Origin of the sequence: Nonomuraea sp. B5E05 (genome assembly GCF_039880665.1) — a bacterium.
Classification (GTDB): Bacteria; Actinomycetota; Actinomycetes; order Streptosporangiales; family Streptosporangiaceae; genus Nonomuraea.
The window spans coordinates 42,580-54,429 of the sequence record NZ_JBDPMJ010000011.1; the positions used below are offsets into that span (position 1 = coordinate 42,580).

Sequence of the window (11,850 nt, forward strand, 5' to 3'; positions counted from 1 at the left end):
TCACGCCGGGTAACGCTCGACGCTGACGACGTGCCCGCCGGCCCGGTGCAGCACGGCGAATGCGCCCTTGCGCAGGTGCACGCTCTTGCCGCTGAGCGCCTCGATGAGCCCGGGCAGCACCTTCCCGTGGCTGCACACCGCCGCGGGCGCCGTGAGGTCGCCGACCAGGGCGGGGGTCCTGCGCGGGTCCTGGTCCTCCTCGCTGAGCAGCGGCTCGATCCGGATCGTTGCTCCATGCGGCATCGCGTCCCGGTACGGCTCCACGGTCTGGACGCACCGGACGCTGGGGGAGCTCAGGAGCAGTTCGGGCCGGTAGGCGGGCAGCGCGGTGGCCAGGCTCGCCGCCTGGGCACGACCGGCGTCGTCGAGCGGGCGTTCCGCGTCCTCGCCCGGCCACTCGCTCCTGGAGCCGGCCGAGCCGTGCCGGACGAGGACGAGAGGCGTGGTCTCCAGGGGCGCGGCGGCCAGCGCCCGCAGCAGCCCCGCGTCCCACTCGTACGTCAGCAGCCGCCTGGCCTCGTCCACCGGCAGCCAGCGCAGCTCGTCCACCTCGTCGCCGGGCACGAACCCGTCGTCGGCGACCACCCTGCCCACCCAGTAGTCCACCCGCTTGAGCCGCTCGGATCTGAGGTAGTAGATGGGCGGCAGCGCGCGGCCGAGCACGACCGTCATGCCGGTCTCCTCGCGCACCTCGCGCAGGGCGGCGGCGATCACGTGCTCGCCGGACTTCAGCTTGCCCTTGGGGAAGGTCCAGTCGTCGTAGGCGGGACGGTGGATGACGGCCACGTCGGGGCTGCTCTCCTCGCCCCGCCAGACCACGGCCCCGGCCGCGCGGAGCAGGTCAGTCGTCAACGGTCCTCCAGCGGCGGGTGCCTATGAGGTGGCTCTGCAGGTCCTCGCCCGGGTGGCGGACCCATGCGCCGTCGGAGCCGAGCCACCACGTGTTGGTCGTCTCGGCCATGACCCGGTCCATCAGCTCGACGAGGTACGTCTTGTGCTGCTGGGATGTCACCTTGACCAGGGCTTCGACGCGGCGGTCCAGGTTTCTGCGCATCAGGTCGGCGCTGCCGATCCAGACCTCGGGCCGGCGTCCCAGGCCGAACTCGTACACGCGGGAGTGCTCCAAGAAGCGCCCCAAAACCGACCTTACGCGGATATTTTCGGACAAGTTTGGAATCCCTGGCCGGAGCGTGCAGATGCCCCGCACCCAGAGATCCACCGGCACGCCGGCCCTGGACGCCCGGTAGAGCGCGTCGATGATCGGCTCGTCCACCAGCGAGTTCGTCTTGATCCTGATCCTGGCCGGGCGCCCGGCCTGCTGGTGGGCGATCTCCCGCTCGATCCTGGCCAGCAGCCCGCTGCGCATGGAGTGGGGGGCGACCAGCAGCCGCCGGTAGGCGGAGTGGTTGGAGTAGCCGGTCAGGTGGATGAACAGGTCGGTGACGTCCTCGCCGACCAGCGGGTCCGCGGTGAGCAGGCCGAAGTCCTCGTACTGGCGGGCGGTCTTGGGGTTGTAGTTGCCGGTGCCGATGTGGCAGTAGCGGCGCAGCTCGCCCGAGACCTCCTGGCGGATCACCAGTGCCAGCTTGCAGTGCGTCTTCAGCCCGACGACGCCGTAGACGACGTGGCAGCCGGCGCGTTCGAGCTTGCGGGCCCAGGAGATGTTGGCGTGCTCGTCGAAGCGGGCCTTGATCTCCACGACGACCACGACCTGCTTGCCCGCTTCCGCCGCGTCGATCAGCGCGTCCACGATGGGCGACTCGCCGCTGGTGCGGTAGAGGGTCTGCTTGATGGCCAGGACGCGGGGGTCGGCCGCGGCGACCTCGATGAAACGTTGCACGCTGGTGGCGAACGAGTCGTACGGGTGGTGCAGCAGCACGTCGCGCTCGCGCAGGATCGAGAAGACGTCGTCCTCGGCGTTGATCACCTCGGCGGGCACGAACGGCCGGTAGCCGAGCTCGCCGCGGTCGAGGTCGGCGATGGCGTGCAGGCCGCTCAGGTCGAGCGGCCCCGGCAGCCGGTAGATCTCGTGGGGCGCCAGCTCCAGCTCCTCCACGAGCGGCGCCAGCACCTCGGGCGTGATCGTGTCCTCGACCTCGAGCCGCACCGGCGGGCCGAAGCGCCGCTTGAGCAGCTCCTTCTCCAGGGCCTGCATGAGGTTCTCCGTGACGTCCTCGTCCACGTCGAGATCCTCGTTCCTGGTCACGCGGAAGACGTGGTGCTGAAGGATCTCCATGCCCTTGAAGAGCTGGCCGAGATGCGCCGCGATGACGTCCTCCAGCGGCACGAACCGGTCCTTGGACGCGGGGACGAACCGCGGCAACTGCGAAGGGACCTTGACCCGCGCGAACACGGTGTGATCGGTCGACGGGTTGCGCACCAGGACCGCCAGATTCAGGCTGAGCCCTGAAATATAGGGAAATGGATGGGCGGGGTCGACGGCCAGCGGCGTCAACACCGGCCTGATCCGCTCCCTGAAGAGCTTGCGCAGCTCCGTGCGCTCCTCCCGGCCCAGGTCGTCCCATCTGACGATCTCGATGCCCTCGCCCGCCAGTTGCGGGAGGATGTGGTGGTGGAAGGCCGCCGCATGCCGTCTGGCCAGCTCGTCGGCCACCGTGCCGATCCTGGCCAGCTCCTCACGGGGCTTGAGCCCGCTCTTGGTCCGCAGCAGCAGGCCGGTGGCCATCCGCCGTTTCAGCCCGGCCACCCGTACGCGGAAGAACTCATCGAGGTTGCTCGCGAAGATCGCCAGGAAGCGCACCCGTTCCAGCAGCGGCACCGAGGCGTCCTCGGCCAGTTCGAGCACGCGCTCGTTGAACTGGAGCCAGCTCTCCTCGCGGTTGAGAAATCGTTCCTGGGGGAGGGGCAGGTCGGTGGCGGGGTGAAACGCTTCCGCGGACATATGTCGTATATTGCCCCGATTGGTTGAACAGAACGTTAACGTCGTCGCAACGGCTCACTCTTGTCGGTCAGCCCTGCTCAACACCATCGTCACCCGTGATGACCTGCGCGTTCAAGAGGTCACTCCGGGTGATCCACCTGACCTAGACGCGCCGCGCGCTCCGCCAGGCGGGCCTCTCGCTGGCGGATCTTCTCCTCCCGCTCGCGGGCCTTCACGGCCTCCTTCAGCAGCCGCTCGCGCTCCTTCAACTCGCGCACCCTGGCCTTCTCGGCCTCTTTGAGCTCGCGCTGGCGGAGCTTCTCGGCCTCTTTGAGCTCCTTCTCGCGCGCCTTCTCCAGCTCGCGCAGCTCCTTTTCGCTGGCGCGCGCCTTGACCGGCGGCGTGAGCTGGCGGGTCGTGAGGCTGATGACCGGGCTGGGGTTGAGCCCCGTAAGACCGTTCCACGCCAGGTTGACCAGATGGGCGGCCACCTCCTCGCGCCCCGGCTTGCGTACGTCGAGCCACCACTGCCCGGTCAGCGCCACCATGCCGACCAGCATCTGCGCGTACATCGGCGCGAGCTTGGGCTCGTAGCCGCGGCCGGCGAACTCGTCGGCGAGGACGTCCTCCACCTGGCTGGCGATCTCGCTGATGAGGCTCGCGAACGTGCCCGTGCCCGATGCGGCGTGGGAGTCGCGCACCAGAATGCGGAAGCCCTCGCTGCTCTCCTCGATGTACTGCAGCAGGGCCAGTGCGGCCCGCTCCAGCTTGATGAGGGAGTGGGAGGCGGCGAGGGCTTCAGTGATCATGCCGAGCAGCTTCTGCATCTCGCGGTCGACCACGACCGCGTAGACGCCTTCCTTGCCGCCGAAATGTTCGTAGACCACGGGTTTGGACACCTGTGCGGTGGCGGCGATCTCTTCGATAGAGGTCCCGTCGAACCCCTTCTCCGCGAAGAGCGTGCGGCTGATGCGGACCAGCTGCTCTCTCCGCTCGCTACCGGACATGCGCCTGCGGGATCGGGGTTCCGTCACGGTCTCCATAATGACGGCCACGGCAGTGTGGCCGCCCTTCGGCTGTTCGGCGTCAGGCAATGCGTTTCGCCGCCAGCCGCTCCGGAGTAGGCCAGCGAACGTCGTATGCCCAGCCCAGCCGCTCGAAGATGCGGATGAGGCCGGCGCTCAGGTCGATCTGGCCCTTGAGCGCGCCGTGCCTGGCGCAGGTCGGGTCTGAGTGGTGCAGGTTGTGCCACGACTCGCCGAAGGACGGGATGGCCAGCCACCACACGTTGCGCGACTTGTCACGCACCTGGAAGTCCTCGTCGCCGAAGACGTGGCAGATGGAGTTGATGGACCAGGTCACGTGGTGCAGCAGGCCGATGCGGACGAGCGAGCCCCAGAACAGCGCGGTCAGCGCGCCCTGCCAGGACCAGGTGATGAGCAGGCCGAGCAGGCCGGGCAGGAGGATCGAGACGAGGGCCAGCGGGCCGAACCACTTGTGCAGCTTGATGACGTCGGGGTCCTTGCACAGGTCGGGGGCGTACTTCTCCCTGTTCACACGCTCGCTCTCGAACAGCCAGCCCATGTGGGCGTAGAGCAGGCCCTTGCTCATGTTCTTGAAGCCGGGGCCGAAGCGCCACGGCGAGTGCGGGTCGCCCTCCTTGTCGGAGAACTTGTGGTGCTTGCGGTGGGTGGCCACCCAGTCGAGCACCGACATCTCCAGCGACAGGCTGCCGGCGACGCCCATCGCGATCTTGAGTGGCCGCTTGGCCTTGAACGATCCGTGCGTGAAGTAGCGGTGCAGGCCGACGGTGACGCCGAGCCCCGAGACGATGTAGAAGACGAGGGCGATGATGACGTCCGTCCATCCGAGGCCCCAGCCCCACGCCAGCGGTACGGCCGCCGCGATCGCGACGAGGGGCAGCCCGACGACGAGGGCGAAGGTGACGAGTTCGGTTTTCGACCGTGGTTCTGGTTCGAAGTCCGGCTTCGGGGCAGGGGTGGAACGTTCGGTGGTAACGGTCATGGGCGACCTCCAAGTGCCTGTATGGGGACGATTGTCCGGCTACGCCACCGTAACCTACGCCAGCGTAAGTTAGGAAGACCTAAGCCGGGAATATGGCGAAGGTGACGATCCGCCGGGCAAGGTGGGTGGGGTTCATGCCTTGCGACTTTTTGGCTGGTCTGTTAAGGGTGGGGCGTATCCGTATCGTCGCTCTCACCTGGGCGGATCACCCGCCACGCGGAGCCGGGGCGTAATTACGGGCGCGCGCGCACGTGCGGGCTCGGTATCGTAGGGATGTGTCGGACACCACGTGTCCGATCTGTCCCGGATCGTCTAATCGGCAGGACAAGTGGTTTTGGTCCACTTTGTAGGGGTTCGAGTCCTCTTCCGGGAGCTTAGAGGTGATCCCCCCGCTGAGCGTCCCGGCTGAGGCCAGGTATCCTCACGGTGTCGGGAGGGTGTCGGTGCGGTAGCCGCACCGTACAACCCTGATCCGTCCAGCCACAGGGAGCCTCAGTCCGTGAGTGTGCCGCGCCCGGCAGCCGTCATCGTCCTCGCCGCGGGCGAGGGCACCCGGATGAAAAGTCAGACCCCGAAAGTCCTGCACGAGTTGTGCGGCCGCGCGCTGCTCGACCACATGCTCGGCGCCGCCCGCGATCTCGGCCCCGAGCGGCTCATCGTGGTGATCGGCCACGCGCTCGAACGCATGCGCGACCATCTGGCGGCCACCAGCCCCGACGCGCGCGCCGTCGTCCAGAGCGAGCAGCGTGGCACCGGCCACGCCGTGCGCACCGTCCTCGAAGAGGTCGGCACGATCTCCGGCACGGTCCTGGTCACCTACGGCGACGTGCCGCTGCTGCGCCCCCAGACCCTCGCCACGCTGCTCGAACGGCACGACGCCGACGGCAACGCGGTCACCGTGCTGACGGCCGAGGTGCCCGACCCGACCGGCTACGGGCGGATCATCCGCGACGATTCCGGCGCCGTGCTGGAGATCGTCGAGGAGAAGGACGCCGACGCCGGGCAGCGCGCCATCAAGGAGATGAACTCCGGCATCTACGCCTTCGACGGCGAGCTGCTGGCCGACGCCGTCAAGCGGGTGTCCGCCGACAACGCCCAGGGTGAGGAATACCTCACCGACGTGCTGGCCATCCTGCGCGGCGACGGCCACCGGGTCGGCGCGTGTGTGGCCGGCGACTTCGTCGAGGTCGAGGGCGTCAACGACCGCGTCCAGCTGGCTGCCGCCCGCCAGGTGCTCAACCGGCGGCTGCTGGAGGCCCACATGCGCGCCGGCGTCACGATCATCGACCCGGCCGGCACCTGGGTCGACGTGAGCGTACGCATCGCGCCCGACGCGGTGATCCACCCGGGCACCCAGCTCCACGGCGACACCGTCATCGAGGCGGGCGCCGAGATCGGCCCCGCCACCACGCTCACCAGCACCCGGGTCGGGGCGGGCGCGACCGTCCGCAACGCGGTCTGCGACCACGCCGACATCGGGCCGGAGGCCAACGTCGGCCCCTACGCCTACCTCCGCCCTGGCACGGTGATCGGCCGCAAATCGAAGGCCGGCACCTTCGTCGAGATGAAGAACACCAAGGTCGGCGAGCGCTCCAAGGTGCCCCACCTGTCCTACGCCGGTGACGCCACGATCGGCGACGACGTCAACATCGGCGCCTCCACCGTCTTCGTCAACTACGACGGGGTCGAAAAGCACCACACCACCGTGCGCGACGGCGCGTTCGTCGGCTGCGACACCATGCTCGTCGCCCCCGTGACCATCGGCGACGGCGCCTACACGGCGGCGGGCTCGGTGATCGCCGACGACGTCCCGCCCGGCTCGATCGGCGTGGCACGAGCGCGGCAGCGCAACATCGAGAAATGGGTCCTGCGCAGGCGCGCGGGCACCAAGTCGGCCGCGGCCGCCCAGCGGGCGCTGGCCGAGCAGGATCAGGAGAAAGAAGCATGACCGAGCTTGCCGAGGTCATCGAGCAGCACAGCACCGTGGTCGTGAGAGCGACGAAGGGGGTCTCATGACCAGCATCAAGCAGCCGGGCGAGAAGAATCTCATGCTCTTCTCCGGCCGGGCCTACCCCGAACTGGCCGAAGAGGTGGCCGAGCACGTCGGCGTCTCGCTCACACCCACCAAGCTCATCGACTTCGCCAACGGCGAGATCTACGCCCGCTACCTCGAGTCCGTACGCGGCTGTGACGCCTTCGTCATCCAGAGCCACACCGGGCCCATCAATCAGTGGATCATGGAACAGCTCATCATGGTCGACGCGCTGAAGCGGGCCTCAGCCAAGCGCATCACCGTGGTCATGCCGTTCTTCGGCTACGCCCGCCAGGACAAGAAGGGCCGCGGCCGCGAGCCCATCACGGCCAGGCTGATGGCCGACCTGTTCAAGACCGCCGGCGCCGACCGCCTCATGTCGATCGACCTGCACACCTCGCAGATCCAGGGCTTCTTCGACGGCCCGGTCGACCACCTGTTCGCCATGCCGGTGCTGGAAAACTACCTGAAGAACAAACTCGACCTGGCCAACACCACCATCGTCTCGCCCGACACCGGCCGGGTCCGCCTGTCGGAGCGCTGGGCCGACACGCTCGGCACGCCGCTGGCGTTCATCCACAAGCGGCGCGACCTCGACGTGGCCAACTCGGTCAAGGTCAACGAAGTCGTCGGCACCGTACGCGGCCGCACCTGTGTGCTGATCGACGACATGATCGACACCGCGGGCACGATCTGCAAGGCCGCCGACGCCCTCTACGAGCAGGGCGCCACCAACGTCATCGCCGCCGCCACCCATGCGGTCTTCTCCGAGCCGGCGGTCGACCGGCTGAAGAACTCCCGCATCAGCGAGGTGATCGTCACCAACACCCTGCCGCTGTCGGCGGCCAACAGGTTCGACAAGCTGACCGTCCTGACGATCGCGCCGCTCATCGCCCGCGCCATCACCGAGATCTTCCAGGACGGCTCCGTCACGAGCCTGTTCGAGGGCGACACGTGATCGCGCGAGGTGAATGAAGGCTGGTCGGCCGGAGGCCGGCCAGCCGGTAGACTACGAGGGTTGCGCTCGTAACGCCTTCCGCTAGGGCGGGTGAGGGGGAGCGCTCACCGATCCGACGTTGATGCATCCCTAGGAGATGTCGTGTCTGAAGTACGTATCGCCGCCGAGCAACGCACCGCGTTCGGCAAGGGCGCCGCCCGCAAGATCCGTCGCGCGGACAAGGTGCCCGCCGTTCTCTACGGGCACGGCACCGACCCCCAGCACCTGACCCTGCCCGGCCACGAGGTGCTGCTCGCGCTCCGCACCGCCAACGTGCTGATCCGCCTCGAGGGTGAGGGCATCGACGAGCTCGCGCTGCCCAAGGGCGTGCAGCGCGACCCGATCAAGGGCTTCGTCGAGCACGTCGACCTGCTCCTGGTCAAGAGGGGCGAGAAGGTCACCGTCGAGATCCCGGTCACCACGGTCGGCGACGTCCACCCCGACGGCCTGCTCGACCAGCAGCTCGTCTCCATCGCCGTCGAGGCCGAGGCCACCCACATCCCGACCGGTGTCGAGGTCAGCGTCGAGGGCCTGGAGGTGGGCAGTGTGATCACCGCCTCCGACCTTCCGCTCCCGGAGGGCACCACGCTGTCCGCCGACGCCGACACCGTGGTCCTCCACGTCATCAACAAGCCGGTCGAGGCTCCGGAGGAGGGCGCCGAGGCCGAGGGCGAGGTCGCCGAGGCTCCCGAGAGCGCCGAGGCCTCCGCCGAATAACGGTCATCCGGGCAACGGGGCGGCTTCGCGCGAGCCGCTCCGTTGCGCTATGAGGGGATCACATGGATCGCTGGCTGATCGCCGGGCTGGGCAATCCAGGGCCCGAATACGCGGGCAACCGGCACAACGCGGGCTTCATGGTGCTCGACGAGCTGGCCTCCAGGGCCGGCGGGCGGTTCAAGGCGCACAAGAGCCGGGCCGAGGTCTGCGAGACCCGCGAGGCCATCCTCGCCAAGCCCCTGACCTACATGAACCTCTCCGGCGGGCCCGTCAAGGCGCTCTCCGACTTCTACAAGATCGGCGTCGACCGGCTGATCGTCGTCCACGACGAGCTCGACGTCCCCTACGGCGCGCTGCGGGCGAAGCTCGGCGGCGGCGACAACGGCCACAACGGCCTCAAGTCGATCACCAAGGTCCTCGGCACCCGCGACTACCTGCGGGTGCGATTCGGCATCGGCCGCCCGCCCGGCCGCATGGACCCCGCCTCCTACGTGCTCAGAGACTTCGCCACCGCCGATCGCAAAGACCTCCCCTTCCTCGTCGACCGGGCGGCCGACGTGGTGGAGTCATTGATGGCCCGAGGTCTCGAGGCCACCCAGAACGACTTTCATCGGGCGGATCTGCACATTTCCGGCCCACCTCGCTGATCGCCGCATAGGGTCGTTCGCCGGTTCCCCCGCCTCCCCGCCGCTACGATCTGTGACTGTCCGTACGGGAATGGTCACCGGGGAGATGCGAGTGCGCGGTGAAGGGCTCATGGCCGTCGCCGGAAACGGTCACGCCGTCTCCTGGGGGGTCGGGCCGCGCGTGCCCTCCTGGGTGCGCTCCTACCAGCTGCGCGCCGTGCTGGCCGACCTGTGCGGGGCGGGCGCCGCGGCCACGATCGCCTTCACGATCAGGTTCGGCGGGCTCACCCCCTACGTGCTGCCGTACCTCCTGGTCAGCCTGGCCCTGCCGGTGGTGTGGTGCTGCGCGGTGGCGCTCAACAGGGCCTACGAGCCGCGCATGCTGGGCGTCGGCTCCGAGGAGTTCCGCAGGATCCTGCAGGCGGGCGTGGCGCTGACCGCGGGCACCGCCATCGGCTCCTACGTGACCAAGACCGACGTCGCCCGCGGCTACGTCGTGCTGGCGCTGCCCCTGGTCACCCTCTTCACACTGGTGCTCCGCTACGGCCTGCGGCGCTCGTTGCACCGGCGCAGGGCGGCGGGCGAGTGCATGCGCCGGGTGGTCGCGGTCGGCCACCCGGTCGCGATCGCCGAACTGGTGCGGCTCTTCCGCAGGGAACGCCACCACGGCATGGACGTCGTGGCGGCCTGCCTGCCCGGCGGACGGGCCGGCGACAACGTGGGCGAGGTGCCGGTCGCCGGCGACTTCAGCGACGTGCCGATCGCGGTCGGCCAGTACACCGCCGACACCGTGGCCGTGCTCGCCTGCCCCGAGATGGACGGCCAGGCACTGCGGCGGCTGGCCTGGCGGCTGGAGCGCACCCACACCGAGCTCGTGGTGGCCCCCGCGCTGATGGACGTCGCCGGCCCGCGCACCACGATCAGGCCCGTCGCCGGGCTGCCGCTGCTGCACGTGGAGCATCCCGAGCTCACCGGGGCCAGGCAACTGGTCAAGAACATCTTCGACCGGCTGGTCGCGGTCGCGCTGCTCGTGCTGCTGGCGCCCGTGCTGGTGGTGCTGGCGATCGCCGTCCGCGTGACGAGCCCGGGACCCGCGCTGTTCCGGCAGACCCGGGTCGGCAAGGGCGGGAAGTTGTTCACCATCGTGAAGTTCCGCACCATGCGGCGCGGCGCGGAACGGCAGAAGATCACCCTGGTCAGCGACCGCGACGGGCTGCTGTTCAAGATGCGCAACGATCCGCGGGTCACGCCGCTCGGCGCGCTGATGCGCCGCCACTCGCTCGACGAGCTGCCCCAGCTCATCAACGTCGTACGCGGTCACATGTCGCTCGTCGGCCCACGCCCGCCGCTGCCCGAGGAGGTGGCGCGCTACGGTGACGACGTGCGCAGAAGACTCCTCGTACGCCCTGGGCTGACCGGGCTGTGGCAGGTCAACGGTAGATCTGACCTATCGTGGGAGGAATCCGTCCGTCTAGACCTGCGTTACGTCGAGAACTGGTCCCTCACTCTGGACCTCCAGATCCTGTGGAAGACTTGGTCGGCCGTCGCCCGCGGGCAAGGAGCTTATTGATGACGATTCGCGATGATCACGCCCTCGCCGCTGACCTGGCCACCGAGGCCGGCGAGCTGCTGCTGAGGGTCCGCGAGCGCACCGGGTTCGACGACCCCGCCGCGCTGCGGGCCGAGGGCGATCGCGCCGCCCACGTCCTGCTGATGGAGTCGCTGTCCAGGTTGCGGCCGAGCGACTGCGTGCTGTCGGAGGAGGCCACCCGCGAGGAGCGCCTCGACCCGCGCCGCCTCACGGCCGACCGGGTGTGGATCGTGGATCCCCTGGACGGCACCCGCGAATTCTCGGAGCGGCGAGCAGGCCCCGGAGGCGGTAGCTTGCGTGACCACGAGGGGGCCGTGGGGAGCGCGACCATGGACACTGAGCGGCGAGCAGGCCCCGGAGGCGGTAGCTTGCGTGACCACGAGGGGGCCGTGGGGAGCGCGACCATGGACACTGAGCGGCGAGCAGGCCCCGGAGGCGGTAGCTTGCGTGACCACGAAGGGGCCGTGGGGAGCGCGACCATGGACACAGAGGAGGGCCGGTCCGATTGGGCCGTGCACGTGGCGTTGTGGGAGCGCGGCAGGCTGACCGCGGGCGCCGTGGCGCTGCCCGCCCAGGGCCGTACGCTGACGACCGCCGACCCGCCCAAGCGTCCCGCCCACGTGAAGGGGCGTTTCCGTATCGCGGTCAGCCGCACCCGGCCGCCCGAGTTCGTCCAGAAGCTGGCCTACCTGGTCGGCGCCGATCTCGTGCCGATCGGGTCGGCGGGGGCGAAGATCTCGGCGGTGCTCACGGGCGAGGTCGAGGCGTACGTACACGCCGGGGGCCAGTACGAGTGGGATTCCGCCGCGCCGGTCGCCGTCGCCCTGGCCGCAGGGGTTCACGCGAGCCGCATCGACGGCTCCGAGCTGATCTACAACCAAGCCGACCCGTCCCTACCCGATATCCTGGTTTCCCTACCCGAGCTGGCGGCATCTCTGCTGGCCGGGATCCGGGACCTGCACCGCTGACCTCCGGAGGAAG

10 protein-coding genes and 1 tRNA gene are annotated in these 11,850 nt (G+C 69.1%); 7 read left to right on the top strand and 4 right to left on the bottom strand.

What is annotated here, in order from left to right:
- From ABGB01_RS21420 to ABGB01_RS21435, 4 genes are all read right to left on the bottom strand, one after another.
- Complete coding sequence (locus ABGB01_RS21420; protein ID WP_347775317.1) at positions 1–852, bottom strand: NUDIX hydrolase; 852 nt, start codon at positions 850–852, stop codon at positions 1–3.
- The gene (locus tag ABGB01_RS21425) at positions 842–2,902 is read right to left on the bottom strand and encodes an RNA degradosome polyphosphate kinase (RefSeq protein WP_347775318.1); all 2,061 of its coding nucleotides are present in this window, start codon (positions 2,900–2,902) and stop codon (positions 842–844) included. Before ABGB01_RS21425 ends, ABGB01_RS21420 begins: the two co-directional genes overlap by 11 nt.
- Before the next feature lie 119 nt (positions 2,903–3,021).
- The gene (locus ABGB01_RS21430; RefSeq protein WP_347775544.1) at positions 3,022–3,888 is read right to left on the bottom strand and encodes a TetR family transcriptional regulator; all 867 of its coding nucleotides are present in this window, start codon (positions 3,886–3,888) and stop codon (positions 3,022–3,024) included.
- 79 nt (positions 3,889–3,967) lie between these two features.
- Entirely contained in the window at positions 3,968–4,906 is a 939-nt protein-coding gene (locus ABGB01_RS21435; protein WP_347775319.1) for an acyl-CoA desaturase, read from the bottom strand.
- Between the two features lie 301 nt (positions 4,907–5,207).
- On the opposite strand from ABGB01_RS21435, the gene ABGB01_RS21440 reads away from it, so the two are divergent.
- The 7 genes from ABGB01_RS21440 (at position 5,208) to ABGB01_RS21470 (ending at position 11,837) form a co-directional block, all read left to right on the top strand.
- Positions 5,208–5,279: transfer RNA gene (locus ABGB01_RS21440), tRNA-Gln, on the top strand.
- Between the two features lie 126 nt (positions 5,280–5,405).
- A complete protein-coding gene (glmU, locus tag ABGB01_RS21445) occupies positions 5,406–6,854 on the top strand; it encodes a bifunctional UDP-N-acetylglucosamine diphosphorylase/glucosamine-1-phosphate N-acetyltransferase GlmU (RefSeq protein ID WP_347775320.1) in 1,449 nt (482 codons plus the stop codon).
- 64 nt (positions 6,855–6,918) lie between these two features.
- Positions 6,919–7,896, top strand: a complete 978-nt coding sequence (locus ABGB01_RS21450; RefSeq protein WP_347775321.1) for a ribose-phosphate diphosphokinase — start codon at positions 6,919–6,921, stop codon at positions 7,894–7,896.
- A gap of 141 nt (positions 7,897–8,037) precedes the next feature.
- The gene (locus ABGB01_RS21455) at positions 8,038–8,652 is read left to right on the top strand and encodes a 50S ribosomal protein L25/general stress protein Ctc (RefSeq protein WP_347775322.1); all 615 of its coding nucleotides are present in this window, start codon (positions 8,038–8,040) and stop codon (positions 8,650–8,652) included.
- A gap of 62 nt (positions 8,653–8,714) precedes the next feature.
- Positions 8,715–9,299, top strand: coding sequence for an aminoacyl-tRNA hydrolase (pth, locus tag ABGB01_RS21460; RefSeq protein WP_347624140.1), 585 nt, complete (start codon positions 8,715–8,717; stop codon positions 9,297–9,299).
- An 85-nt stretch (positions 9,300–9,384) separates the two neighbouring features.
- The gene (locus ABGB01_RS21465) at positions 9,385–10,848 is read left to right on the top strand and encodes a sugar transferase (protein WP_347775323.1); all 1,464 of its coding nucleotides are present in this window, start codon (positions 9,385–9,387) and stop codon (positions 10,846–10,848) included.
- Entirely contained in the window at positions 10,848–11,837 is a 990-nt protein-coding gene (locus tag ABGB01_RS21470; RefSeq protein ID WP_347775324.1) for an inositol monophosphatase family protein, read from the top strand. Before ABGB01_RS21465 ends, ABGB01_RS21470 begins: the two co-directional genes overlap by 1 nt.
- The last annotated feature ends 13 nt before the right edge of the window (positions 11,838–11,850 follow it).